General features: G+C 60.1%; 26 protein-coding genes. 1 reads left to right on the forward strand and 25 read right to left on the reverse strand.

The genetic code is table 11. The annotated features are described in order from the left end of the window. The 4 genes from RND78_RS25960 to RND78_RS25975 form a co-directional block, all read right to left on the reverse strand. Nucleotides 1-1023 (reverse strand): SNF2-related protein (locus RND78_RS25960; protein WP_312732887.1); only part of this gene is annotated, 1023 nt, incomplete at its 3' end. Beyond that, nucleotides 1016-3835 (reverse strand): hypothetical protein, encoded by a 2820-nt coding sequence (locus tag RND78_RS25965; protein WP_312732889.1) that lies wholly within the window; start codon nt 3833-3835, stop codon nt 1016-1018. The genes RND78_RS25960 and RND78_RS25965, both read right to left, overlap by 8 nt. Further along, nucleotides 3792-4772, reverse strand: coding sequence for a hypothetical protein (locus RND78_RS25970; RefSeq protein WP_312732891.1), 981 nt, complete (start codon nt 4770-4772; stop codon nt 3792-3794). Before RND78_RS25970 ends, RND78_RS25965 begins: the two co-directional genes overlap by 44 nt. 152 nt (nt 4773-4924) lie before the next feature. Next, a complete protein-coding gene (locus RND78_RS25975) occupies nt 4925-5452 on the reverse strand; it encodes a 3'-5' exonuclease (protein WP_312732893.1) in 528 nt (175 codons plus the stop codon). A gap of 741 nt (nt 5453-6193) precedes the next feature. Between RND78_RS25975 and RND78_RS28565 the strand changes: the two genes are divergently transcribed. Beyond that, entirely contained in the window at nt 6194-6940 is a 747-nt protein-coding gene (locus tag RND78_RS28565; protein WP_409457135.1) for a DUF6710 family protein, read from the forward strand. Nucleotides 6941-7347: 407 nt separating this feature from the next. Here the strand turns inward: RND78_RS28565 and RND78_RS25980 are convergent, their stop codons facing one another. The 21 genes from RND78_RS25980 to mobH form a co-directional block, all read right to left on the reverse strand. Further along, a complete protein-coding gene (locus tag RND78_RS25980; RefSeq protein WP_312732895.1) occupies nt 7348-7818 on the reverse strand; it encodes a single-stranded DNA-binding protein in 471 nt (156 codons plus the stop codon). A 65-nt stretch (nt 7819-7883) separates the two neighbouring features. After that, entirely contained in the window at nt 7884-8786 is a 903-nt protein-coding gene (locus RND78_RS25985) for a Rha family transcriptional regulator (RefSeq protein ID WP_312732896.1), read from the reverse strand. Next, nucleotides 8783-9370 carry a DUF3158 family protein gene (locus tag RND78_RS25990; protein ID WP_312732897.1) on the reverse strand — a complete coding sequence of 196 codons (588 nt, stop codon included), beginning with the start codon at nt 9368-9370 and terminating at the stop codon, nt 8783-8785. The genes RND78_RS25985 and RND78_RS25990 overlap by 4 nt, the downstream gene beginning before the upstream one ends. A 5-nt stretch (nt 9371-9375) precedes the next feature. Further along, nucleotides 9376-10173 (reverse strand): PFL_4669 family integrating conjugative element protein, encoded by a 798-nt coding sequence (locus RND78_RS25995; RefSeq protein ID WP_312732898.1) that lies wholly within the window; start codon nt 10171-10173, stop codon nt 9376-9378. Between the two features lie 867 nt (nt 10174-11040). Further along, a complete protein-coding gene (locus RND78_RS26000) occupies nt 11041-12342 on the reverse strand; it encodes an STY4528 family pathogenicity island replication protein (RefSeq protein ID WP_312732899.1) in 1302 nt (433 codons plus the stop codon). Next, complete coding sequence (locus tag RND78_RS26005) at nt 12339-13109, reverse strand: STY4526/YPO1902 family pathogenicity island replication protein (protein WP_312732901.1); 771 nt, start codon at nt 13107-13109, stop codon at nt 12339-12341. The genes RND78_RS26000 and RND78_RS26005 overlap by 4 nt, the downstream gene beginning before the upstream one ends. A 36-nt stretch (nt 13110-13145) precedes the next feature. Next, a complete protein-coding gene (locus tag RND78_RS26010; protein ID WP_312732902.1) occupies nt 13146-14897 on the reverse strand; it encodes a ParB family protein in 1752 nt (583 codons plus the stop codon). Beyond that, on the reverse strand, nt 14894-15169 hold the full coding sequence (locus tag RND78_RS26015; RefSeq protein ID WP_312732904.1) for an Arc family DNA-binding protein: 276 nt from the start codon (nt 15167-15169) through the stop codon (nt 14894-14896). The genes RND78_RS26010 and RND78_RS26015 overlap by 4 nt, the downstream gene beginning before the upstream one ends. Then, nucleotides 15166-15405 (reverse strand): hypothetical protein, encoded by a 240-nt coding sequence (locus tag RND78_RS26020; RefSeq protein WP_312732906.1) that lies wholly within the window; start codon nt 15403-15405, stop codon nt 15166-15168. Before RND78_RS26020 ends, RND78_RS26015 begins: the two co-directional genes overlap by 4 nt. After that, on the reverse strand, nt 15402-16079 hold the full coding sequence (locus RND78_RS26025) for a hypothetical protein (RefSeq protein WP_312732908.1): 678 nt from the start codon (nt 16077-16079) through the stop codon (nt 15402-15404). Before RND78_RS26025 ends, RND78_RS26020 begins: the two co-directional genes overlap by 4 nt. Then, nucleotides 16076-16297: a hypothetical protein gene (locus tag RND78_RS26030; RefSeq protein ID WP_312732910.1), complete on the reverse strand. Its 222-nt coding sequence runs from the start codon at nt 16295-16297 to the stop codon at nt 16076-16078. The genes RND78_RS26025 and RND78_RS26030 overlap by 4 nt, the downstream gene beginning before the upstream one ends. After that, nucleotides 16281-16985 (reverse strand): HNH endonuclease signature motif containing protein, encoded by a 705-nt coding sequence (locus RND78_RS26035; RefSeq protein WP_312732912.1) that lies wholly within the window; start codon nt 16983-16985, stop codon nt 16281-16283. The genes RND78_RS26030 and RND78_RS26035 overlap by 17 nt, the downstream gene beginning before the upstream one ends. Continuing rightward, on the reverse strand, nt 16982-17740 hold the full coding sequence (locus RND78_RS26040) for a hypothetical protein (protein ID WP_312732913.1): 759 nt from the start codon (nt 17738-17740) through the stop codon (nt 16982-16984). The genes RND78_RS26035 and RND78_RS26040 overlap by 4 nt, the downstream gene beginning before the upstream one ends. After that, nucleotides 17737-18126, reverse strand: coding sequence for a hypothetical protein (locus RND78_RS26045; RefSeq protein ID WP_312732915.1), 390 nt, complete (start codon nt 18124-18126; stop codon nt 17737-17739). Before RND78_RS26045 ends, RND78_RS26040 begins: the two co-directional genes overlap by 4 nt. A 1-nt stretch (nt 18127) precedes the next feature. Then, on the reverse strand, nt 18128-18451 hold the full coding sequence (locus tag RND78_RS26050) for a hypothetical protein (protein WP_312732917.1): 324 nt from the start codon (nt 18449-18451) through the stop codon (nt 18128-18130). Nucleotides 18452-18668: 217 nt separating this feature from the next. Next, nucleotides 18669-20081 (reverse strand): replicative DNA helicase, encoded by a 1413-nt coding sequence (gene dnaB / locus RND78_RS26055; protein WP_312732919.1) that lies wholly within the window; start codon nt 20079-20081, stop codon nt 18669-18671. Continuing rightward, nucleotides 20078-20779, reverse strand: a complete 702-nt coding sequence (locus tag RND78_RS26060) for a DUF2786 domain-containing protein (RefSeq protein WP_312732921.1) — start codon at nt 20777-20779, stop codon at nt 20078-20080. The genes dnaB and RND78_RS26060 overlap by 4 nt, the downstream gene beginning before the upstream one ends. Continuing rightward, the gene (locus RND78_RS26065) at nt 20779-21543 is read right to left on the reverse strand and encodes a hypothetical protein (RefSeq protein WP_312732923.1); all 765 of its coding nucleotides are present in this window, start codon (nt 21541-21543) and stop codon (nt 20779-20781) included. The genes RND78_RS26060 and RND78_RS26065 overlap by 1 nt, the downstream gene beginning before the upstream one ends. A gap of 1 nt (nt 21544) precedes the next feature. Next, nucleotides 21545-22405, reverse strand: coding sequence for a ParA family protein (locus RND78_RS26070; protein WP_312732927.1), 861 nt, complete (start codon nt 22403-22405; stop codon nt 21545-21547). A 324-nt stretch (nt 22406-22729) separates the two neighbouring features. Continuing rightward, entirely contained in the window at nt 22730-23863 is a 1134-nt protein-coding gene (gene xerC, locus RND78_RS28570) for a tyrosine recombinase XerC (protein ID WP_409457136.1), read from the reverse strand. After that, entirely contained in the window at nt 23860-25725 is a 1866-nt protein-coding gene (gene mobH, locus RND78_RS26075) for a MobH family relaxase (protein ID WP_312732925.1), read from the reverse strand. The genes xerC and mobH overlap by 4 nt, the downstream gene beginning before the upstream one ends. Between the last annotated feature and the right edge of the window lie 146 nt (nt 25726-25871).

Raw genomic sequence — 25871 nt, forward strand, 5'->3', positions numbered from 1 at the left:
GACGAAGTCGCCCAGGCGCTCGTAATTGACGATCACCCACTGGGCGTCAGCCTGATACCGCTGCCGGGCGATTCGAGCGTCGGGATAGACCGCCTGGATCTCCCGCTCCCAGTTAATGACGAGACTGGCCAGCACCACCACCAAGATCTGGCGTCCCGCTGATTGGATGCCGGCAGCGATCACCGCCTGGCGACTCTTGCCCAGCCCCATGTCATCGGCCAGCAGTGCGCTGGTGCGCTGCAGCAGGTGTCGAATTCCAGCAGGCTGGTGCGACATCAGCGAATACGGCTTGAGCTCGGCCTCGATAGCCTGCAGGGTCCAGCTGGTCTTGGCGATGTCCGGCACCGCGGCCAGGTAGACGTCTGCAGCACTGTCCTCGTCGGCTGAGGACGCGCTTCGCTCTTGGGGCGGTCCCCCTATCGACATCGCGGTGACGTCGCGGGCGGCGCTGACCGATCCATCAGACAATAGCTCCTGGAGCACGTCGAGCATCTCGAACTGCTCCTCGAGCAGCCCCAGCTCCAGAATCAGGTTGCTGCGTAGGATCTCGGCGGAGGCGGGCACTCGCCAAGCGCGGCTCGTCGAGAGGAAGGCGCCGTGCATACGCTTGGCCACGGCGACGCAGCCCGGGTGATAGTCCCCGGAGAGCACAACGCCGCCACCGGACAGGGGGGCGATCCGCAGGCGCATCCCCCAGATAAAGAGGTCTCGTCGGGCATCGGCCTGGGCGTCCGCAATCTTGCGGCTGAAGCCCGGCCAGTCCTGGGCGAAGCGACCGTCGGCCAGCTCGCCCAATTGGTGAAAAAGCACGTCCAGGTCCTCCAGCAGCCGCCGCTGAGGCAGCCGCCAATACCCAGACAACGGATGTTCGCCGCGGCGAATGAAGGTGCCACCCCGGCTCGTCAGCAGGCGGTTGGCCCCTTCGAGATAGGGCATCTTGAGGCCGAAGTCGTAGCCGTCGAAAACGGCGCGCTGCAGGAGCTGCGCCGTACCGGACGTGTTTCGTAGCAGCGGTCTAGCCACGGCCTACACCGCCGAGCATGGCCAACGGTCCAAGCTTTTTCAGGAGCCGGTTTAGCATCCGCGCACTGAAGGTCCGTTTGACGGTAGGTTCCCGGCAGGCGGCCGCGTCGATCTCTTGGAGGAAACGCTCAGCGGTCGGGGCATCTACGACCCATTCGCGTGAGTCGTTCAGCTCGATCAGCAAGGCCAGGTCACAGCGCTCCAGCGTTCCGCCGTGGATGGCCATCTCATGGGTGGCCAGCTCAAGGGGACGAATGAGCACCTTGGTGTCCAAGGCCTGCATCCGCGCATTGAAGCGACCGCAGAGCTCGATGAAATCTTGCCGCAGGTCGTAGCGCGTGACCCTGACGTTGCGCAAGAGCACCTCAGGATGCTGCTCGACCAGGTAGCGCGCGATACAGGCCCGGTGCAGTCCCTGGCCGGTAACATAAAACTCCAGGCCGTCGAGGGTCGCCAGTTGCACCGGATCAGGCGGTACGCCCGGTGTGCTGCCATCGAAGTAGTAGCGCGGATTGCGCTCCAGCCATGCAAGGTTCTCCGCTATCTTGGGCCCGTCGCGCATGAGGCACTTCCACGACATTGCAGTGTGATCGAGTGCGGCATAGCCCACTATCTGCTTGGGATGCACGCTGTCATGCGAGGTGCTGTAGATGCGCTGCGCGAAGCGAATGGAGTCGGGAGTAAACACATCAGACCAGGCGCGCAGCGGCCGAGTCTGATCCTCCAGATCAGCGAAGCGATTGAGATAGTGCAGGTCCGAAGCGTAGTGCAGTCCCACAGGGTCAACCTCCAGGTCAGAGCGTGAGGGCGAAGGCACTTCTGCGACATCGCGTAGCTGGTGGGCGAGCCACTGGGTCAGGGCCGGCAGACTGCGCTCAAGGGCGAGGCGGGCACGCTCGTACCCGGGTGATTCAATGTGCTGCGGCCAATCGAGTCTCAAGGGCCAATGACCCTTCAAAAGCTCATGCCAGAACCAGTCCCACGCCTGCTTCTCAGCGGATTCCGGTGCAAGCGATGCGTTGCGATAGCCCCGGAGTTGTTGAACCTTGAGCAACGGGTCTACCTGAGGACTATTGTCCTCATAGTCCTCTTCATACTCGTCTACGTCGTAGTCGTAGGCGTACGGAGATACTCCCGGTTGGATGATCTCGGCGGTGGCCAGCGACACGCCGTCACGGCGTACCGAAAACAAGCGGCAGTCGCCGCTCAAAGCGGCATAGTCGTATTGGTCCACGCAATGACACAGCGCATGGTGCTCGTGAACCAGCGCCTGTGGCGTGAGCAGCTCGACGATCTCCAGGCCATTGGGCGCCAAGACTGTTGCGGACTCGACCAGCAGCCCTGGCCACCCCTCGCTCTTTTGAAAGGACTGGAAGCGCTGCGCTTCCTCCCGTTCTATTGCCTGTTGATGCTGGGCGACCAGGGCCCGGCGCTGCGCCTGATAGCGATCCGCGAGACGGGCGATCTCTGCCGCAGATCGCTGGACTTGAAAGCGGTCCAGCAGCGCATTGAGGGGATCGCCTTCACTGAGATCCCGGTGCAGCTCACTGAGGTCTTGCGCACGGACACATAAGCCGATCCAGTCAGCATCCGACCAGCGCGCAGGTCCGCCCTTGATGAAGCCGGTCAAGTCTCGTTGTATCTGGTTCACGTAAGGCAGGGCACCCCACACCTCACGAAAGGCCTTCCAGTCCGCTTTGCTCTGGGGTCGACGATTCCCGGTGGTGGCCGCGCCGAGCAGCACGCGAAAGCCACGTTCTCCTTCGAGAGGATGTAGGAAGCTCAAGGCCCCGCCGGTATCGTAAACGCGCTGCCGGCCCAGATAGCGCAGATGCGCAACTGGGACCTGAAACAGCCAAGCCAGCACCTCGTGCAAGGGCAATGCCTGGTCTACGGCGGTAGCAAGCAACTGCGGGAGCAGCAACAGACACTCGCCGTGGACGTAGGATGCCAGCGCTGGCCAGGGGCAGTATCCCTGCCGTGGGGCAGGAATGATGCGCTGTTCTTGCGTCAACTCGTCCGGCCAGAGCAAGAGCAGCGGCAGCAGGACCGGCTGAGCACGCACCGCCTGCAGGCGCCAAGCACGCTGACCCTGTGGATCGCAGATCCAGTTGTAGAGGCGCGTATCGGGACACCGGATACCGCGAATCAGGCGTAGGACATCAGGATCCAGATGCGCATTGAACCGTTTGAGGGTGGCGCCGAGATGTTTGCCATAGAAGGCGGTACGCGGCCGGCAGTAGCGCGCCTCGAAGCGATCCCCCGTACGCAATTTAAACCAAGGGGCCAGGTCCTGGGCGGCGCGGGAAAAGGTCAGTTCGCGAGCATCTTTGGAAAAGGACGTGAGTAGGCCTGATCGACTGTGACGCCGATTGTGGATGACCCCTTGAGCCAGCAGCGAAGCCTGCGCAAGCGTGGGACCTTCCAGCAGCGCCTGATCGCCCAAATGCTGCTGAATCTCTCGCTCGTAACCCTTGCTCAGGCCGATAGTCCACACCTGGTGCCCATCGAAATATTGCAGGTCGTCGGACAATCGGGCGAGCACCGGTATGACAACTCTGCCGACGTGGTCAGGCGTTTCCAGCGCAGGGAGTTCGACGGTCCAAAAGCGGGTGTACAGGGTGCTGCTCAGGTAGCTCTCGGTGAAAGCAGCCCGGTTCTTGGGTTCGATACGGAAGTGCTCGGCCCAGGTCTGCGCAACCGCCCTTTGCCGCTCGCTGAAGGCTGGCGTGTCGGCCGCTTCAGGCACAAGGCTCGCTGCTTCGCCCTCACTCATCGGCAGGCCCAGAATATAGCCGGTGGCAATACTCATCCGCCCGGCGCTCATCGTCATCGCGCTCCCGGTTATCGTCCCTGATCGCTTCCCACATTACGCTGTGACAGTGCTGATGCTGCTCACGGGCAAGTGCCTCGGTGATATGAGCAATATCGTGTCGCACGTACTCGAGGTCGGTGCCCAACGCTACTGCTTCAGCTTCGGACGTCATTCGTCTGATCCAGGCTTGCATGGCCTTGAGCATGGCCGCGCAGTCTTCACGCGAAACAGGGTTCGTGCGCTGGCCATCGTTGCGCGCCCAGTCGAGATCGATGCCACCATGGCGCTGGAACAGGGTGAAGGTGTTGCGCGCGGCAAAGAACTTCAGCACGTCGGTCGAGTACCAGGGATCGTCCTCGCGAAAGGGCTTCAACGGCGAGGGCGAAGGAGGCGAGGCCGGCAGCGGCACTTTCGAGTGCTGAGGCAGCAGGCGCAGCGGCGTATAGATCTGATGTCGGCCCGCAAGGCTCAGGCAAAGGGCGTCGACCTGGAGCTTGCCGGTCACTCGCCAGCCACGATCCGCGAGGTCATCCAGGCGCTTGATGTCGCTGGTTTCGATACCCGGACCGTAGTAGGCCTTGAGCAATCCTTCTGCCGCTTCCCAGCGATCGCCATAGGTCAGCCGCTCATTGATGAAGTCGGCCTGGGACTGGGTGATGTCCCCACCGAGTGCCTTGACGTACCACTCGACGGCTTCTTTGCGGCGGCGATAGTTCTGGTGCTCCTCCTGAGCGCCGATCAGCAGCTCCAGTGTGAACTTGGCCGCCCAGAAGGTCAGCAGCCAGCCCCAACCAAGTGCGAGTGCACGAAACCCAAAAGAGAGGACAGACTGGGCCTCGCGAGGATCGAAGTGTCTGTACAACCCGTACGCGGCTGTGCCCGCAACAGCCAGGACAGTGATGACGGACAACCAAAGGAGGGTCCGAAGAAACATGGCAAAGACCTTCAGTAGCGATCAGGAAGGTCTAGGTTCGCGGTGAGATGGACTGTGAGGAAGGTTAAACCCCATCCAGGCTGAAACAGGTTGGCCTGGAAATCAAAGCCCTGCTGCTGGGCCTGGGCGTACTCCTAGAGCCAGGATGATAACTATGGCTGACTACGCAGCCAACGCCATACGGTACGTGCGGCCATCGCGTCAGCCAGGGCTCGGTGAGCATTGCCCTCCCACGAGTGGCCGGCATGGCGGGCGGCCTCCATGAGGCTGTACCAACGAAACGCGCCGCGCCTTTCATCCCAGTCGCCTATCTGCAGCGCGAACGCTTGCATCGCACAGATAGCTTTCCCGCTCGCCAGTGGTTGAAGCATCGTAGGCAAGAACGACAGATCGAACGTGGCGTTATAGATCACCAGCGTGTCAGCCTGCTCAAACAGATCCTGCAGGTGAGGGATAAGCTTCTCCAGCACCGGCGTGCTGGCCACGTCGGCCGGCGTGATGCCATGGACCGCTTGGGCTTCGGGCCAGTCCTGGCAGCGGATCGGTCTGACCAGCGACTCCAGCAGCACCTGCCCAGCCTCGTCGACTACGGCAATCTCGACTATCTCATCGCCCTCGCTACAGGATAGGCCAGTGGTTTCAACGTCAAGGTACAGGGTGCGACCAGAAGTGGTGCGCATGACCATTGCCTGTAACGCCGTCTTCCGCTCGGCGGCTCTGGCCCGATGCTCACTCTCAAATCGCTGACCTGCACAGGCTGGACACACCTGGTGGGTGTCCAGCTGATACTGCTCAAAGCTTTGACCACAGTCTTTGCAGTCGGCATGGGTGCGAGCCCGTCGCCCGGCCTCAAGCGCCGCGAGTTGTGCAGGGGAGCAGACTCGTTGTTCACGCATAGCTATGCACAGAGAAGGGTCGTATAACTCGATGTGCTCGCGGCGTCGCTGGCTCCAGACCCGCCTAGCAGGCTCTTGACCCGGAGCAGGCTTCAGCCGTTGCGCCCTCAATGCGGTGCGACTCAATGGCTCAGGCCTTTCAGCCGATGAGTCGACCTGGGTAGGGTAAACGCTGTCGCTGCCCTCGACATACTGGCTGACGATGCGCTCAAGGTGATAAGAGTCGTTCATATACAGGTCCACGCTGTTGGAGTGGGTATCACCCGTGGGTCCACGCTGAGCCGCGGTCCCTGCTCAACCTGAGAGTTGGTTGACGGCTGGGGGAAAGCCGAGGAGCGAGATAGGTCTCCAAGTAGCTCCACGTTGAGGCGCGAATTTTTTGCAGCTGCTCGGCTTACCAGTGATTTGAGGTTGACCCAACCCTGATGTGCCACGCTGTAGCGCGGTTAAGATAGAAATCCGAACCGTTAGCACACCTACGCTCGATTGGCCGTAGAGGCACGGCGCGTATCTGGGGATATGTACATGGGTGGGAATCGGTTCAAAATTTTCCTTCGTAGATGTGAGGCTTTACGAGAGCCTACGCTGACCAACCAGCATCCTGTATTGCATTGGGCACACCAGCTTTATGAAAAAAGCGAAGTAAGAGGATTAGAGGACCTTAGCAAAATAATTCTGAGACCACTTCAGTCCCGGCACATTGCAGATGCTTACTTCAAACCCCCGCATCAAGCGATCGAAGAATTATGGTGGCTCGACTCTCTAGGCTTTAGCGGGTGGCTACCAGGCGCCGACCGGGACCTTAATAGCTCAATCATTAGAAGTGTGGTGCCTGCGCCCGCAGGGCATCTACTGAACCTTTCGACAGATATCATACTTCCGACATCTTGGCATCCTTCGAGCATTGTTAATCTGTTGGGTCGTATAGGGTCAGAGCGACCTCTAGGTAGATTCAAGCAAAGTAGCAACCATCAGGTCACCTTCATGATACCGCTGGGCATAGGCTGGGTTAGTGGAGGGAACCACTCAATTGCTCAGGGAATTATTCGCGGCGAGGGCGAGATAGCTCCCACAGAATATTTGGATGTGACCGAAATAGTGAGGCGAGTAACGTTCGATGGAAAGTCTTGGCGATGCTGCTCAACGGGCCACAGGCTCGGACGTCCGAGGTATATCGAGCTGGGGTTGGTGTGGGAAATCAGCAGACTGATTGTCACACTGAAGGCGGCTTCCTCCGATAACGATGCTGGTGATAACGATTGTGGACGTTGATTTCACTGATTTCTGCACCCAATTGATCGGCGAGCGATTCCAACCAGTAGATTTGGCTCTCGACCCAGCCGAGGACCCATGGCTGCGAGCTAAGTAGTTCAGGACACCCGTCTTGCAGGGCTACTGATATCTCCCGCAACTCTTCTAGACGTTTGTGTACTCCGCGAGCGTCATAAGAAAATACCCTGATGATCCTATTCAGTCTTCTAAGGCTCCGTCTCAATCGAATTCCGCTGTACAACGCGTAAGCTCCGCAGAGACCTGAGAAGCTTAGCGCCAGAGTAACGGCATAGTTCATGGCGATGATTTCCTTGTCCCTGATGTGTGCAAGAGGCGACAGGCCCACGCTGAGTGAGGCCTGTCTCCGGCAGCTTCACGCTGAGGGCGGCGAAATTTTCGAGGAGGCCCTAATAGGGAATCTGGTCGTCGAAGTCTTCGGAAAGTTGCGCCGGCGTCGGGGCGGGAGCCCGTGACTGGCCGTTCGCCGCCGGTCGCGCCTGAGCTTGACCCGTGCCCTGGCCCAGGGTGATGGATTCGATCCGCTGCGGCAGGAACGCGATCCGGTTGGCCTGGACCTTCATCGCCGCTTGCTCCTCGCCGTTGCCGTCCTTCCAGGTATCCAGGACCGCACGCCCTTCGATCAGAACGCGCATACCTTTCTGGTACAGCCGGCTGTAGCTTTCCGCGTCGCGGTGCCAGAGCTCGACGTTGGCCCAGAAACCGCCGCGATCCTCGTAGGAGCCATCCTGCAGGCGGATGCTGTTATCGAAATAGACGTTCAGCCGGAGCAGGTGCCGCGGATCCTGATTGTCCTTCTGGAACCGCTTGTACTCCGGTGCGGAGCCGATGTTGCCTTCCCAAACTACTGCTGTGCCCATGATGGGGCTCCTCTGGGTGGTGGGGTATGGATGTGGTGGTTCAATAGGCTGTGCCAAGCATCCAGTCAGTGGGTGTTCTGCCGGGGGCGCTTGACGTGATAGGGATCGCGGCTGGCAAAGGACGAGACATAGCCCAGCAGGTCGCGAGCGCCGCGTGAGGTGTCGGCAAGCTTGCCGGCGAGGTGATCGCGGAAGGCCTCGCTGGCCAGCTTCTCGACCCCGGCGTCATACATGGCAGCGAACATGGACTCGGCGTCGTGAGCGCTTTCGAGCAACTCGTACAGCAGGCGTTTGCCAAGTGTGGTCCCGGCTACCCCGGGCAACGATCTGCCGGCGGAACCTTCGCCGATGATCTGGCCCTGGATGAAGGAGAGGGCCATGCGGATCTGCTCCTCACTGGCCTGCTCCAGGGTCTCGACGGCCAGGAAGTGGCGTACCAGCTGATCGGTGGGTGGTTTGGGCGGATGGCCTGGCAAGCCATCACGCATGAGGTCCAGGGTCTTGATGGCGAAGGTCAATTGGGCGCGACGGTCGACGTCAGGTAGTGCCTGAGGTGCGGGCTGACGCAAGGCCTGCTCCATGCGGTTGAAGGCGTTGATGTACGCCTCTTTCCAACGTGCAGCTTCTTTACCGGTGAACCCCATGCAGAGGAAGGTGAAGCCGTCGCGCGTCATACGGTAGGCAGGGTCTTTACGCGTTCTTCCCATACCCAGATCGACGTCAATTTGTATGGGCTCAAAATTGAGCTTATGGAAAGAGTCAGTGCACTCTAGCGCCTTGATAGCTTTGATGACGTTCTTGTGCATTTTCCCAAAATGCTGTGCGACATCGAGACTGGTCGTCATGGGCTGGCCAGCAATAACCTGGACCGATACGTCGCTACCGGTGGGGCAGGTGCCAGCGGTGAGATGAGCCTGGGCGGCGTCGAGTGCCTGGGTCAGGGTGGTCTTGGCCTTGGATTGAGTCATGGCTGTACTCCTGGTTGATAGGTGGATACGGCAGGGGAGGCGGTTGGATGACAGATCTGGGCCAGCTTTTCCCTATACACGGCATCAGCCTGGGCCATCTTTTCGGCGCACTCGGCGGCCTGCCGGCCGATGGTGTGGACCAGGCTGATCTGCATGTTGAGCGCGATGCGCTGCTGCTCCAGGGCGTGCAGGTCCGCTAGGAGCGTTTCCGGCGTTCGAGGATCGCGGCAGAGCTGCGCCCACAATCCCACACCCATCTTTCGCGTTCCGCTCTGCTGCCAGCGCAAAAACACTGGGCCAGCCGAGGTGTGTTGATGGGTCATGCGGATGGGCAGTAGGGAGAAGGGGAAGCGCCTGGCCTGGGCGAGGATTCGCTCTTGCGCCAAAGCGTTCAGATCGGCCTCAAGGGAACGGCACTGTTCGGCCAACTGGTCCAGCTCCCCCTTACCCTTAAAGGGTTTTAAAAGCCCTTTGTAGAAGGGAGAATGTTGCAGGTTCGCGAAGACTTCTTGTTGCAGGGGCTGAAAGGCGGCCTGTTGCAGGTCTGCGGTTTTCGAACCTTGAGTGGACTGTTGCAGTGCCATTGCGATCAGGCCTCACTCATCTCGGTGATGGTCTGGGAGCTGGTCATAGCGCCCAAATGCTCATCCTCATCGGCGGAGTCGCCATCGAAACCGTCATCGCCACTACTGGAGCTGGCCGGGACATCGCCGGCACGCTGGATCGCCGGGGCGAACTTGCTACGGCGGGTTCCTTCCAGGACGTCCTTGGGCATTTCCAGGAAGCTGTACATCTGCAGGGCGTTGGTGGCGCGGGCATTGTGGGCGGCGATGTCGTCGCGCGACGCCCCGCTGTAGCCCTTGTAGCGCTGGCCCACGCCGTACAGTCGGCGAAGCACCGCAGCCCCTTCGTCCAGCCAGGCCTCCTTGGAGCCGTTGTCGATCAAGCCGATATGAGCGGCCAGGAGGATCCGGCGCACCAGCTCGTCATAGCGGGTGAGCAGGTAAACGCCTTTGAAGGCCAGCGGCGAGTTCAGGTACAGCGGCAGTTCGAGTGGCTGAATCGACAGATTGGTACCCACATCGAGCTGCTTGGGCAGCATGGCCATGACCTGGTCCAGTCGCTCATCTATAGCGGTCAGCAGCTGCTCAGACTCCTCGATCTTGTCCTCAATGATGATGAGGAAGAGATCGGAGTAGGGATCGTCCTTGGCGGCGCCGGCGGAGATGCGGTTGATGATGTTGGAGAAGCCGGACAAGCCGATCATGCCGGGCTTGTTGTCGGAGCGCTGCCGGCCGAACCAGAGTCGTGAGGCGTGATGGGTATGCAGGGTGAGTTTGACGCTCGATCTGAGCGAGCCCAGGTTGAGCTGGAAGGTATCAGCCATGAGAAGGATTCCTTGGGTTGTGAGATGACGCTCGGGCAGGTTGCCGAGACTGGCGCTGGAGGGCAGCGGGAAACCGTATTTGGGTGCGAGGAGGTTGCTGATGGACTTCCGTAGAGCCACTGATGACCGGGGCATCACCCAGAGCAGCCAGGCAGGAACCGATTCCCTGGGAATCACCCTGACGGGGTGTGACCGAAGTGATTCCCAGGGAATCACTCTCACGGGGCGTATCCGAAGTGATTCCCCGGGAATCACCCTGACGGAGCGTGCCTGGGGTGATTCCCTGGGAATCACCCTGACGGAGCGTGCCTGGGGTGATTCCCTGGGAATCACCCTGACGAGGCGTATCCGAAGTGATTCCCCGGGAATCACCCTGACGGAGCGTGCCTGGGGTGATTCCCTGGGAATCACCCTGACGTGGCGTGACCGAAGTGATTCCCCGGGAATCACCCTGACGGAGCGTGCCTGGGGTGATTCCCCGGGAATCACCCTGACAGGGCGTGGCTGAAGTGATGTCCTGGGAATCACCCTGACGAGGCGTATCCGAAGTGATTCCCCGGGAATCACCCTGACAGGGCGTGGCTGAAGTGATGTCCTGGGAATCACCCTGACGGGGCGTATCCGAAGTGATTCCCCGGGAATCACCCTGACGTGGCGTGACCGAAGTGATTCCCCGGGAATTACCCTGACGGAGCGTATCCGAAGTGATTCCCCGGGAATCACCCTGACGGGGCGTATCCGAGGTGATTCCCCGGGAATCACCCTGACAGGGCGTGGCTGAAGTGATGTCCTGGGAATCACCCTGACGGGGCGTATCCGAAGTGATTCCCCGGGAATCACTCGGTCCGATGTAAATGGGGTGAGGCACTATTCAGCACCCCCGCGGCCCATTGATTTCCTAATGCCCCTCAAGGCATCGCGCCCTGTCTGAGCATTACCAACTGTAGGCGTAGGCTGCACTGCCGCTGGTTCGAATCGCGGCACCTTCAGGAGTGCAGGGACTGTCGGGGTAGGCTGGGAGGAAGTGGCTTGGGTCGTCGTACCGGGTTGCCACTCAGCGTTAAAACCTCCGGTTTGAGCCTTTTGAATGAGGCTCAGCAGATAGGCGAAAGGCTTGCCGACTTTGCCAGAGGCACATCGAGCGCCCCATTGCTTGACCACAGGCGCCCGAAGCTCTGGGTTGATAGACAGGATCGCCTGTTGGGCCCGCTGTTGTTGCTCCGACGACATCCGCTGGTAGGCCGTCGGCCAAACAAGCTCCCCATCAGCCTGCCCGCGCAGTACAGAGCTTTTAGATACATCAGTATTTGTATTCGTATACGTACTATATGAGTTCGGATTCCGAACTAAGGGTGAAATCCCCTGATTCCCACTGAGTTCGGATTCCGAACTGGGGGGCAAACCCTCATCAACCAGGCTTTTTCGACTGAGTTCGGAATCCGAACTCAGGTGATTCATGGGGGGAAGGACCGGCGTTCGGATTCCGAACTCAGCCGCAGGCACAGCCGCTCTCGCAGGATCCTCGAGCCCCTGAGCGCGGAAGCGCTCCCGGAATACCTCCACCCGAGTGGGTAATTCCTGGGTTTCGCTGACCAGCATCTCGTCAAAGGTCATGCCCGCGATCTCGCGGACAGAGGTGTTGGTATGATCGAGGCCGTTGGCTACTAGCGGGAGAAAGTCCTGGTCGAGCTGGATGGCTTCTGAATACGCCACCGGCTCGTCATGCAAGATGTAAATGTTGCCCTGGACCTGGCCGGTGATGGCGTCGCGTACGCGCCGTCCAAGGCTCATCCAGCGGGTTAGCCGCAGCACGGTCAGCGCTTTGGCTACCGTCTCACGGGAGGCGGGTCGGCCTGGATTGTTGCCCAGGTAGGGTCGGAGCTGATCATAAGTAGGGAACGCGGTGACACCGTCGCCATTCATGAGCAGGCGAAACACCTGCCAGGCGTTGCGCTCTAGGGGCGAGAGACGATCATCGAGCAGCAGTCGGCGAGGAACGGTCTCGTGAGGGTTGCCGCTGAAAACGATGCCGGCGAATTCCTTGGGAAGGTCTTCGCCGGTCTTTTGCTTATAGTCGCGCTGAGCCTGGACGTGCACGTTCAGGTGCGAGGCAGCAACGTCCAGGGCGCGACTGATTAGAGAGGAGCCACGTGGAGCAGGGGTCTTCACCTGTTATCGCCTTCTACCGAATCCAGCTCGATCAGGCTCAGTTGCCCGAGACCGTCATCCTGCTCGTCCACCGAGGGTAGGGCGTGCAGTCCCGGTTGCTCGTCCGCCACCAGGCTGTCGCGTCTCCGACGTGCATCAGCGATAAGTAGCAAGGGTGCCTTAGCAATTTTCGGTGGGTAGAGGCCCTCGTTGATCCAGGTCTGTATGAGGTTCCAGATCAGGCCGAGGGTAATCTGGTCATGCTTGTCCTTGATGGACTCCAGCGGGCCGTTGAGCTCCTCGGTAATCAGCATGCAGATGTCGAGCAGCGCCACAGCGTCTTTATGGTCGACTCCATGGGTGTTCATGAGGTCGAGAAAGCGATACCAGACCTGGGTGGTATCGTTGAGCGCTGCCACGCGACCCGAGCGGCCAGGAGTTTTGAGCAAGTGACGCACGACACTGATCTCGCTAGGAGCCATGCCGAAGAACGCCTTGATCATCGCGTTGGTAGCGCCCAACTGGATGGCACGATGGACGAGGCGCGCCTCGCGCTCATCGCGTTCGCAGTTCTCCAAGAGCTTCTTGACCATGTCGAGATCGATCTGGACTTTGCACCAGCGCGCCGGTGCATTTTTCAGGATGCTGTGCGCCTGGGGCTGACGCAGTAGATTCAAGACTTCGACGTCCAGGCCAATATCCAGACAGCGCTGGACTTGGCCACTGCGCAGATGATGGAGGATCAAATCCACCAATGCCTGGTTCAGGGGGTTGTACTTCGTGGACATATGCGACTTCCTAATGCAGTCCAGAAGGCGACCGGGCTACTGCCCGGCCTCGAGTTCGATCAGCCGGCGAGCGAGTCGGACGATCCGAAAGAGCTTCACCAGGGCAGCATCGGTCATACGGCCGTCAGGGCTGGCTGGCGTGCTATCGAAGAGCGGATTGCCAATCAGCAGCTGGCCAAGATTGAGAGCGAAGGTGGCGGTCTCTTCAGCAACACTGGCAGCAAGATCCGCAGCGGCGTCAGGGTCACGGGCGATGGCGTAGCGATACATGCCACTCAACGACTGCAGGAATTGCCAGGCCGTCGTGCCACGTTCGGTGAGATCTTCCTGCGGGCTGGTCAGGGCAAAGCCCAGTCCCAGTTCCGTCGACATGAGCAAGTCTCCCGGTACGTCAGAGAGTTCGGCGACCTCAAGTGCGAGCATCCGCAGTACCTTGCGCAAGGAATCCGAATCGTCGATGTTGCGCTCGATGTACCAGACATCCGAGACCGCATAGAGCCCGCCGGCCTGCACGGGTATGGCGCGTAGTGCATCGCTGTTGAAATCAGGAAGCGTCTCGCCGCCTTCAGCCGCAATCCGCCGTTGCACGTCGCGGATCTTGGGGCTGATGTTGTCGGGGGTGACGATATGGCCATCGAGCCGCGCGGCGCGCTCGTCATTTGTGAGTTGCTCTGGATCTGGCGGGGTCTGCGGTACAGGCGAGTTGGCATCGACAGCACTGACACCACCCGCACGCTCGGGCAGCTGTCGCGGTGTGGTGGCAGGGTTCGCCTTCGGCATCTGCTTGGTAGCATCGCCAGTTTGTTGTTCTGGAGGCTGGTTAGGGTTGGCTGGCGGCAGTGTGCTTGTGGGCGAGGGAATCTGCGGCGTCTGCCCATCGGGCAGTTGGACGCCCACGAGCTGCGATCGGCGGCTACTATCCTGGTGATCCAAGATGGCCTTGAGCACGTGCTCATAGCCGACGTCGAGGGCGTTGCGGATCTGACCGATCAGCTCGTCTTGGATGGACTCGAATACGAAATTGTCAGTCGGACCATCAAAGCCGTTGAGCACTTCCTGGTAGAGCAACTCGAAGTCTGATTCCTGGCCATTGAAGCCAATCCAGGCCTTAAGGGCTGCGCTGCGTAGTGTCAGCAGCTTCTCTACTTGGTGTTTGCCAAGGCCGGAATAGAGCAGCCCAGGTATTGCGGGCACCAGTAAACGAAGGGCTTCCTGCATTTTGCTGATATGAGATTGTGAGATGCGATAGCCATCATCCGAGAGCTTTTTGGCCAATTCCCGCTGGGATATATCCTTACCCAATTCCTGTACATAGAGCTCGCGCGCAGCGTCGATACTGACTGCGCGTTCGATGAACATCAGATTGCCACGCAGATCGTTCTCGGCCAGGTGACCGGTCAAGGAGACGATCTCACCGCGGTCAGTCCAGGGTCGGAATAGGCAATTGATGCGGTAATAGCGCTCGTCCCGGGTTTCCTTCCAGAGCTCATTGAGGATCGCCAGGCGCGTATTGCCGCCGGTTCGAATGATGAAGTGCTCTTCACCTGGCCGTCTCGTCACGGGAGGTGGTGTGTCCAAACCCCGAGCCTGGATGGAGGCCTTGATCTCGTCATGGGCTGGGTTTCGGGTCGTTCGGGGGTTGCGGTTGTAAGGGGCCAGCTCGTCCAGCGTCAGGACCATGGGCGTCTCCTTGATCGGATCCGCCAGGCGTGCAACAGGTGCGCTGGAGCCGGGAAAGCCTCCAGCCAACAGTCGCTGAGTCACCGCTTCGTTGTGGGGCTTGCTCATGCGTGGATCTCCTGGGCGGAACGTGCAGGGCGGCCAGGTTCATCATTGGCAGCCAGCAGCTGGTCGATGACGCGCTGCAGGCGACTGACCTCGTCCTCGAGTTCGAGGGTGCGGCCCATGCGGCTGATGATCTCGGCGTTCATAGAGCGGTGGGCCTGCTTGGCCGCTTCGGCAATCTGGGGACGCAGGCCCTTGGGAAAGCGGACCACGAACTTTTCATCTTCTGGGGCAGCTCTACGTGCGGCTGGCTTGCGCTTGGTTGCGGTCGTCATAGTGTCTGGTCCAATTCATTCATAGGCTGGGCACGGCGCAGCAGCGCGCGGGCATTGAGGCTGGCGCGGTAATCGCTGGGCGTGGAAGACGTGAAGATGGGTGAGCAGCCGAGCTTGGTAAATTTCACGTGGCCACCGCGGGTCCGGGTGACTGCCCACCCTTCGTCGATGGCAAAGGCCACCAGGGCCTGCAGGTTCTTGTGCGTGGCGTGAGCGGTGAGGGCGTGCGTGCTCATGGCGCGAGCTCCTCGGGTGTTCCGTCTGCGGAGCTCTGTAGGTCATCGCCCAACCGCAATCGGTAGTGAGAGGGGTAATGAGCCAGTAGCCAATAGGGATTGGGATGTCCTTTGGGAAAGCCCAGGTCCTGAGCCAGTGCCTCATGGTCTGGTGTCAGCCGAGCCAGCACGGGACCAAAGACGTATTTGCTTGGCAGTCCGGTATAGGGCGTGAGGCTTTTAACCTGAGTCTGGTCAAGAATTTGTTGCTCTCGCCAAAACACAGCACCCTCGTCCTGCTGCGGCCATAGCCACGTACGAGGAATAGCCACCACAGGCTCGAAGCCGCTTCTACGCAAGATCAAGGTGTTGATACGCGGCAGGGGATCGCCATCGCTCGTCAGAAAGCGAAGCACGTTCGTCTCGCGTAGCAGGAGCATTTTACCGTCCAGGCGCTTCGCAACGGCCCGGTGTAGGCGCCGTTCCAATGGGTGAGCCAAGGCGTAGAGGGTCTCAGTGGTACACCACGCGGTTGCGTCTGCTCCCAAAAACTCAAGATGTCCCAACGCATCCCGTAGCAGCTCGGTCACGCCCTTTTGCGACAGGTCCATAAGCTCGTATAGCTGGGCTAGCTGCTCGTGTTCCGGGGCCGAGAGGGACTCTTCAACGAAAGGAGCGGGATAGGTACCGGTCATGGCTGCCGACCCTCCTGATTGATCTGCAGGAATCCGCTTCCGCGTGTTCCGCCCATGACCTCCAGCGCCCTGACCTCGACCTTGGCCGACTCGATGAGCACGGCGCTGACTTTCGCGACCGCCTTGGCGCGCTCGATCTCCATGGGCGCGGTCTCATCGAGCAGCCCTTCGATGGTGGCGAACAGGTGATTACGCAGATCTTCAAGCTTGTTCTTCACGGGACGCCTCCTTGAGGGTGCGTTTGAGCCGGCCGAGGGTGCGAATGGCATCCCGGAGCTCAGGTGGGTAGCGATGGATGGTGTTGCGGCGCATACGCTCGGCGCGGGTAATAAGCTCGAGGTTATCCAGGGCGATGTGCTGCTTGTTGCCATCCCGGAAGCTCAGGCAATGGCCATCCGGGACCGGGCCGTTGGCCTCGACCCACAACAGGGTGTGCACGCCAATCCAGTCGCGAGGTGGGTAGCCGGTGTCGGTCATCTTGCGTTGCAGATAGCCTTCATTGCTCAGCCGAAGACTTCCGATGGGAAGCCAATTGCGCGGTTTTTGCCCGGGCTTGAACTGCGTTTCCTCGCCCCCGCAGCACGCTCCCTTCAACCCCTTGTTCCAAGGGCGGTGACCTTTCTCGAAGCAAAACCCCACGCCCTGTGAGCCATCCAGGCGGCGGGACTGCGCGCCGCTCAAAAACTCACCGCTTTTGCTCAGGCCCATCTGCCGGGCCTTGCGATGGACGGCGTGGGTTGCGCGGCTAAGAACCACCGCCAGGGCACTGGCTGATTCATGGGGATAGCGCAGACGTAAAAGCGCTTCGTCTTCCGGCGTCCATACCCGATAGTTGGCAGGTCGCACCTGTCGACCTGCACGGTCATAGGCCGCTTGTGCCAGGGCACTCCTGAAAGGTCGACTCATCGCGTGTGCCTCACGGGATGGGCCGCACTGCACACGGTGTGTGCTGCAGACGGGAGCTCAACGAGCTTTTGCGCATGACCGCGAGGCGAAGGTGGCATGAGCTCAAGCAAGCGCCTCAGGTAGCGTCGCTCGGCAACGTCCGCAGGCCAGGGCTCAATCCGGTCGCTCAAAGGCTCGATGCCGGCCAGGCATTCCCAGGGCTCATCGTCAGCGGGCATGAGGTCGCGGCGTTCGGTGGCCAGCAGGCGCAGATCGATGGCCTTCACGCTGTCAGGCATCTCGGGAGAGAGGCCGAAGTGTTCGGCGATCAGACTCATCAGGTGCTGTTCGAGCTGGTGGTAGAACGGCCGATCAGCTTGCAGGGCCATAGCGTGTCGGGTGTAAGGCACCGTCCAATTCAACGGCAGTCGATGACCTAACTGCTCGATGAAATCCGTCTGCGTCAGACCCGCCACCTGCGCGGCGCTGGCCAACAGCGCTTGGTGGTAGCTGACCAGTAGGCGTTTCAGGGGGCCGGTAAGATCCCCAAGGTAGGCTTCAGCAGCGTCGTGTAGGAGGGCATGCAAGGCGTGCTCAGACGGCACATGGAGGCTGGCCAGCACGCAGTGCTGCGCCACCGAATAAAAAGCATCGCATTGCCCGGCGAAGCGGCAGGCACGAGCGAGTCCTCTGGCCAGGTCCAGGGGATCGATGTCGACCGCGGTGCTACCCGTAAGATCGAGGTGTCGGCCTGTGGCGGTTCGTATCCAGCTCATGTCCGGCTACCTCCCTTCACATAGCCGGCCTTGAAGGGCAGGCGATGAGCGCGGGCCAGGTCGTGGCAGCGCTTGAGCGGTTGCTGCAGGCGTTTGGCCGCGGTGCGCAAGGTGTCGCCCAGCAACGCGCGTGCACGAAGCAGCCGTACCAGGTCGTCGTCGGAGGCTGCCTCTATCGACGTCGTCTCGGCCTGCAGGCGTAGCTCTTCGCGTTGGGCGCTGATGACAAAGCTGGGACCGGCAACGGACCGTTGGCTGGTGGCCACTTCGACCACTTGGCCGCCTTTTGCTAGGAACTCATTGAGTGCGGCGTCCAACATCGAGCGATCGCGTTCGCGGTCGGTACACGTCGGCAAGTTCTGATCGGGGGTGTGAGTAGTGAGCATGTCACTGTCCTCCTGCCTGCTGCTGGAGCCGGTTACCCGACTCGATGGCGACGATCTCAGCCAGGCCGTCGTCCTTGAACAGCAGATCTAGCGTCTTGAACAGGCCGGCCGCGTCATCGCGGGACCCACAGACGCGAAAGACCACCGTGGTGTCGTGGTAAAGACCAGGATCTGGCTGCTCGACGGGCTCCAGGCGGACAACATCCAGCGAGTGACACACGCTGCAGACCAGGAACTCATCCGAGGTCAGGGGGCGTCGGCACAGGTGGTGACCACAGCCACGGCATTGATGGGTGACCCGAGACAGCATGACTTGCGGGTTCATCGAGCAGCTCCTTGCCGGCTCCCGCCGGCGAACGATCGGAGGGAAGGGCAGGGGAGACGCAGCGACCGGGCGGCGGTGGCCAGCAGGCGCGAAAGGGTGCCGGACGCATCCAGTGGTAAGGTCGGCGGTGCAACCCAAACCCACCCAGACCATAGGAGGTCCGGCATAAAAGAGGAGTACTTTCTTGGGTACCCAAAAAGGTTTGCCCAGAGGGTAGTCATGCGCGCATCTCCTGCCACGCCTGGGCGCTCAGGTTTTCAAAGCGCGTCTGCTTCGCGATGAACGCGGCACGTACGGTGCCGACTTCGCCATTGCGGTGTTTGCCTACGATCAGCTCGGCAATACCCTTGAACTCGGTTTCCGGGTGGTAGTACTCGTCGCGGTACAAGAACATGATCACGTCAGCGTCTTGCTCAATGGCACCTGAGTCCCGCAGGTCTGCATTGATCGGACGCTTGTTGGGTCGCTTCTCCAGATCACGGTTAAGCTGGGAAAGCGCGATGACCGGGCACTGCATCTCTTTGGCTAAGGCTTTGAGCGAGCGCGAGATCTCGCTGATCTCGTTTGCGCGGTTCTCTTTACCCTCGCAGCGCATCAGCTGCAGGTAGTCGACCAGGATCAAGGCGGGCGGCCCGAAGCGGCGCGCAGCGCGGCGAGCTCGGGCGCGAAGCATAGTGGGCGACAGGCCTGCCTGGTCGTCGATGACGAGACGATCTCCATAGCCATTGATGGTGCTGACGGCCAGGGACAGCTTCGGCCAGTCCTCATCCTCCAGCTGCCCAAGCTTGAGCGTGGTGGCATCGATGCGGCCGATGATCGCCACCAGCCTGAGCATCAGCTGCTCGGCCGGCATCTCCAGGCTGTAGATCTGCACCGACTTTTCCTGCGCATGCTGGAGCGCGCTGTTGATGCAGTTGAGCAAGAAGGCGGTCTTGCCCATGGCTGGGCGCGCACCGACGATGATCAGGTCAGTGTCCTGCCATCCCGAGGTGAGAGCATCCAGGTCGACCAGGCCCGAAGGAACGCCGGTCACCGACAGGGGGTTATTGAAGCGCTCGTCGATGGTGTCGATCAGCTTGTTCAGGGTCGCGGTGACGTTGCAGAACTCCGCGCCCTTGCGATCTTGGCCGAGCGCGAACAGCCGCTGCTCGGTCTGCTCCTGCACTTCGGCGGCACTGGCCCCGGGTGCCGAGGCTTCGCGGCTGCTGGCAAAGCCCAGCAGGATCAGCCGGCGTAGGTGCGCGCGCTGGGCGACGATCTCCGCGTAGGCGACGATGTTGGCCACCGATGGGGTGTCCTTGGCCAAGGCACCCAGGTAAGCCAGCCCACCCACTTCATCAACCTCAGGCAGCACCTCGGCGAGGGTCACAACATCAAACGGCCGGGACTGTGAAGCGAGCAGGGCGATGCGCCGAAAAATGAGCTGGTGATGGCGGAAAAAGAAGTCTTCCTCCAGCAGCACATCGGCGATGAGGTCCCAGGTGCTGTTATCGAGCATCAGCCCGCCCAGGACTGCCTGCTCGGCCTCCTGGGAATGGGGTGGGACGAGGCCAGCCGCTACGCGCTCACCTTCAGAGACCGGATGGGAATCGGTGTGGAAATCGGATTCCAACAACTGGGCGGCGCTCATGGGCGACCTCCCAGCATGAGGCGGTCGCGCTGTTGGCCGACGCCGCGGTTCAGTTGGGCTTGGGCACCCAGTTCGAAACCGCGGTAGACCGCCCGGATGTCATGGCCTTTGGCCTCAAGGCACCGCAGTTCCGAGGTCTTCACGTCAGGGTGGTAGGTCCGGACGTAGGCGTCGATGACCTGCTGAGTCTCTTCGGGTTTGGCTTGGGCGAACTCCTGCACCTTGATGCTGACCGCGTCTACCCAGGAGTCAGCAAAGAGCTGTCCGCGCCGGCGCTTGGTGGCCAGCTTGCAGCGCGTCAGGCTGCGCACGTAGTCCTTGCGGGCGGCGATCAGTTGCTGGTGTAGCGCTGAATAGGCGTAGCGGGCCATTTCTGGCCCGACGCCGATACCAATGAACTTGAAAGCCCACCCCATATGCCGCTCACGACAGGCGATCGGGTCGCAGTCAAAGGCCTGGGCGCAGGCCAGGGCGAGCTTGTGTAGCCAGTCTGCCGGTGCTTTGCGCGTGCCGGTCGCGACCAGGGCTTCACTGGCGAGCACGGCCTGGACGTCGATATCCAAGAGGTTGTGCTGCTGCATGAGCTTGCGTGCTTGGCGCAGCGCGGTCTCGGCTTCATTTGCGGCGGCGCCGGCGTCCTTGGCTAGGGCGAAGCATTTGGCGACACGCTCCAGGATCTTCTGTTTGTTGGCTTCCATCAGGCAGTTCCTCCTTGCGAAGGGGCCGCCGGCGGTGTCGGGTTCGACACCGGTGCGACTTCCTGAAGGGCCTCTGTCCAGACCCGAAGGGTCTCCTGGGCGCTGGGCTTCGAAAGCTGCGCCTCCCGTACCTCAGCGATTCGCTTCTGCAGGGAATCCAGCCGCTGGGAGGGAGACTGGTCCACGAAAACAAGGTGATACTCGACCGAGGATTTCAGGTCAGCGATGAGGCTGGTTACCTGATCCAGTCGCCATTTCTTGGTGGTTGTCCAGCTTGGAGCTGGAGACTGCATCATGTCGCGAAGGTGATGATCTTCCTTCAGCATCCAGCCTTCGGTAACGGGGCGGGTGGCGATGTACAGCTTCAACACTTCGATCTGCTGTTCGACCGTCGTGGTCGGCAGCGGGAAGTGCTGGGCGACCAGCTGCTTTGCCTGTCGCTCGCGCTGTTCACGAAGCTTGGCGGCAGCCTTCTCCTCTCGTGCCTTGCGTTCCTTGGCGTGCTCGACGTTGTACTTCACCGAGTCCAGTAGGGCAGCAGCGATGCTCAGCAGCTCGCGCTGCTCGTGGGAGAGCTGCGCGCCGAGGCGGCCGAGGAGCGTGTTGTTGTACTGGGTCAGCGCACGAAGCTCGCGGGCCGCGCCGGAGAGCCCGGTCTGTACCTTGCGGAAATCCTTCGCCTCGTAGAAATTCCCCTGTTCCAGCACCACGTCTGCAGTGATGCCAGTGGCCTGGGTCAGATCATGCTTTTGGAGGGTGGCCATCTCACTTGCCCTCTCGCACCAGGGCATGCACGACCGACTCGGTCATGGCGGTGAAGCGGTCAGTCCACTCCGGGAAGACGTCGATCGCAAGGTCGCGGATGACCTGCAGAGCGGGTGGCGCTTTACGGTCGGTGAGCTGGCGATAGTCCAGACGGTGTGCAGGAACGCCGTGGGTAGCCGACTCGCAATAGACGACCGCATGGGGAATGACGGTATCTATGACCTGGATATCGGCGTGGTCGCGAAAGGCGTGCCGTATGGAGTCGTTGATCTGACGAGCATCGGCGGTCAGCTTGAGGTTGTTGACCACGGCCTTAATGGGCGGCACCGGGAGGCCTAGCCGAGCATAGGGGCGCAGACCATCGAGCATCTGCAGGGTGCCGCGGTTGAATTCCCGAGCGGATAGCATTTCCGGGGGAACGGGCGACACCACCAGGTCGGAGGCCAGTATTGCCATCTCGAGCAATACGCTACGGGCACCCTGGGTATCGATCAGCACCAGGTCGAAATCGTCCTGGAAGATCTCCTTGAGATGAGCCAGGCGTAGGCGGCCATCAGGTGCCTGGAGCAGCAGATTGATCAGATGGTTGTGCGGATCGTTGGAATAGATCAGCGACAGGTTGTTGATGCAGGTCTCGGAGACGATCTTCTGGAGGTCAGTCTCGTTGCTGGCAATCAGCTCGAAGATCCCGCAGGGGGCGGTTTTCGTCAGCTCGAAATACGAGGAGAGGGAAGGCTGGACAGGGTCCAGATCGATCAGTAGCGTTCGCAACCCCGCATCGGCGCAAAACGCGCCTAGGTTGGCTACCGATGTAGTTTTCCCGGTACCGCCCTTGGAAGAAATCTTGGATGTGGTTTTCAAATTCGCAGCCTCTAATGGGTTCATTAGAGGCCACTGCCACGACTGTCTGTACCTTTCTACCGGGTCCGGAAGCGAAGCGTTTGGGACCTTTCGACCAGTTATCTTTTAACCAATTGGTCGTAGGTTCGAATCCCACACGACCCACCATCTTCACCAGAAACCCTCCGCAATGGAGGGTTTTTGCGTCCTCGCAGCCGAAACAAGCAGCCGTCTGCGACGGAATCTAGCCCTGCGGTTTGATGATGTCAAACTGAATCAGCCGGCGCCCTGAGCCTGGCGCCGCGTGGCCTTGGCGCCATTTCGTATGTCAGCTCCGCTGTGTAGCTATCCACGCCTTCCTACCGCTGTAAGCGGTCTCGCTCCATTGCTGATCCATTCTGCGAGCTGATCGAACGCTTCCGGCGTAGAGGGTCCGGAGATACTCACCGGTTGCTGAAAGGGTAGGGAAGAGGGCGGCATAGGCGGATCCAGTCGCTGTTCCTTGTGTTGCCGCACGCTGTAATCCACTCGAGCGATAAGGTTCCTCGGTACCTTATCGGCACGTTCTTCGAGGACATGTCGCATCTGGTGTGGATCCGTCTCGATGTATTCCATGGTGGTAGCGATGCTCGAGTGGTTCAGCAGGGCCTTGGCTACGTGAATGTTGCGATCCGCTTGTCGCATTAGGTCGGACGCCAGGGTGTGCCTGAACCGATGGGGAGTCATCCGAGTCCCTACTATCGCCGTTAGCTTTCTATACATTGCCTCAATCTGATTAATATCCATAGTTTCTCGTCTGTAATGCGAGGAGAACCTGTTGACGTTGAATAGCTGGTCCGTGGCTTTGAAATGCAGAGAGTCTGCCCACGCTACAACGCGGTCTATGTACTCATAAAGAGGTCCAGGAATGGGTAGGAGAAATTCTTTGTGAGTCTTGTCTCCTTCGCTTCGAACATTAATAGTTCTACGTCTTAGGCAGATGTCTCGTCTCTGTATACTTAATAAAGAATTCAGGCGAATTCCGGTGTAGTGAAAGGTTTCGTAGACAGATAGCCAGAACCAAGCAGGGGTTATGCTGCTACGTTCGCCTGATACCCGTTCGATCTCTTGTAGCCTGATAAGCTGGTTGCGGCCCTGAGTAATGGCCTCGTGAGGTACAGTTTTTTTCCGCTTTCTGGGTGGAACTACAGAGGTGTCAGTGAAGGGGTTTTTACGGAGCGTCAATAGGTCTTGAGAAATGGCGTATCCGAAAAGCGTTTTGAGATGACTCGCGTACGTGTTCCAGCTGCGCTTCGCTAAGCCTGAATCCAAGGCCTCCTTGCGCCAGATCAAAACATCTCGATGATGTAGCTTTTCCAGTTCGACGTCATCGCCGAATCTCCGGGTTAATGCTCGAGCAGCTGCTAGGTATATAGTTCTAGTCGCTGGCCTGAGGTCGTGAGTGTCGTTGTATTCGCTAGCGATATCGATGATGTTCAAATTTCGCTAGCTCCCATATCCTGCAAACGAAGGCTAATATTATCGAATGGCGTATGCGTGAAGATTGCACCAGGGTCCTTCAAAAGATAGCCTTTAAGCAGTTTGGATTTCCGCGGGCCGATCACCTCGCATGTCCATATATTAAGATTGTCCGGTGTCTTGCGGTTAGTTTTGAGTTTTTCAAATCCGCGTTGAACTAGCTGCCAGGTTTCAATTCTTCTCGCGTTAGCTTCCCTCTGTAGGTAAGGATGCTCCAGGGCATAGCGCTTGAATAATCCGGGGCTGACGAGAAACGCAGTGCCATCCACTGTGTGAATCATTGCTTTGGCATCGTTGATCACCAGCGTGTGTGAAAGCACGCCCTGCCGCGCCCAAGCTATGAAAGCTTGGCCGAGATCAACTGTGTCCTTAGCCGAAATTGCCTCTTCAGATAGGTGCTCGGCGATGCAATTAGTGACGTTGTTTCCGGTGACGTCAGGGAGCAGCTGAGAAGCTAGAATTTCTGAAGATGAAGCCGCTTCACCAAAGAGCTCATCTGCTAGTGCAAGGGTCTCGTCCATGGGGTCCAAACCGGTCTGGAGTGCGGGCGGCGGCAGTGTTTCGGATGAGGACACCTCTTGTGAAGATGTGACATACGTCACGCTTTGTGGTATCGGGAATGATGGCGTAATGATGTCGGTCGCGGGTGCAGGCCGCTGCTGATCTAGCTCAGTGTCTTCCGGCTGCTCAAGTGTGAAAATGCCGGTAAATGGAGCTGGTCGATCTGCGGGATCTGGCCAAATCAACGCGGGGGAAACCTTGAGTAAGGTGAAGGTGTTCTTCCAGCCGTGGCCGGTGTCGATCGTTGCCTTCCAGATAGCCTTGTCCTGAGCGTTGACCTGGATGATGGCCTGGTCCTGGATCAGGTTGAAGAATGGAGCGTTCGACGTTGGGATACCTTCTACGCCTTGGGAGAGCATCAGTGCCCGCAGCTGGTCTGAGGCAGGCTTGCTGACGAGCCATAGCGCATCCTGGGTCAGCCACCCGTCCGAGGGTCCTTCTGGCTGGTTCAGCTTGAACTTCTCGATCACCAGGGCACGTAGCCCATCGGCCAGCTGACGCTGGATCGTGTTCTTGGGGGCCTCCATCGCACGTTGCGGGTTGGCACCGAGCTCTTGAGCGACACTCGCCTGGTCGGCTTGGACGATCATCTCTCCGAGGACGCCTGCGTGCTGGTACTGCCCGGCCAAGACGAAGATGAGCGATGACCATAGCTCGCGGTAGCCACTGAGCCAGTCCAGTACGTGGGGCGGCAGCACCTGGAAATAGACGAGTGCTGAGGCAGCGCCATGAAGCTGGTAGTCACGACCTTTGACGTATCTGAAGCGGTAGGGCTTCTCAATGCGACCGTGCCAGGGGTGCCATGGCTTGCCGTCCTCGAGGACGACCTCGATGTCGACGGCGATCTTGCCCAAGTCGTGGAGGAGGGCGCCGTAGGCTACCGCTGCTGACCAAGCTTCGGCCTGAGCTGCTTGTGACTCAGGCGGTGCGCCGATGGGAAGGAGGTAGTTCTGCCGGATCTTGAGTGCGTAGGCGACAATCTCCAGCCCGTGGTCGAGCAGGCCCCCGGGATAGGCGTGGTGGTGGTTTTCCGAAGCTGGAAGCTGCTGGACCAGATCAGCGTAGCGCCCGAGAGGATCCCGATAGAGTGAGGCGAACTGCTCGCGGGACAGCGACGTCCGCTGCCAGATGTTCTCGATGAGCTTCTGCCGGCGGGGTAGCGCCAGGAGATCCTGGCCTGCAGACGGCCGGGTGAAGCCCTGTTTGCTGGGCCCTGCAGGCGCGGAGGGTGGGGCTTTCTTCCTGAAAAAGAGATAGAACATGGCATGCCCTTGGTGGTTCTTGGGCCTGCGTTGTCGATCAGTGAGGTCGGCCGGACAATGGTAAACCGCTATCACTACTCAGGAGGTTGGGGCGGCGGATGGCTACTATGGCCGGGAGCCTTAGGACCCTTTGCTCTTCGCAGCCA

This window comes from Pseudomonas oryzihabitans (assembly GCF_032027545.1).
GTDB classification, from domain to species: domain Bacteria; phylum Pseudomonadota; class Gammaproteobacteria; order Pseudomonadales; family Pseudomonadaceae; genus Chryseomonas; species Chryseomonas oryzihabitans_F.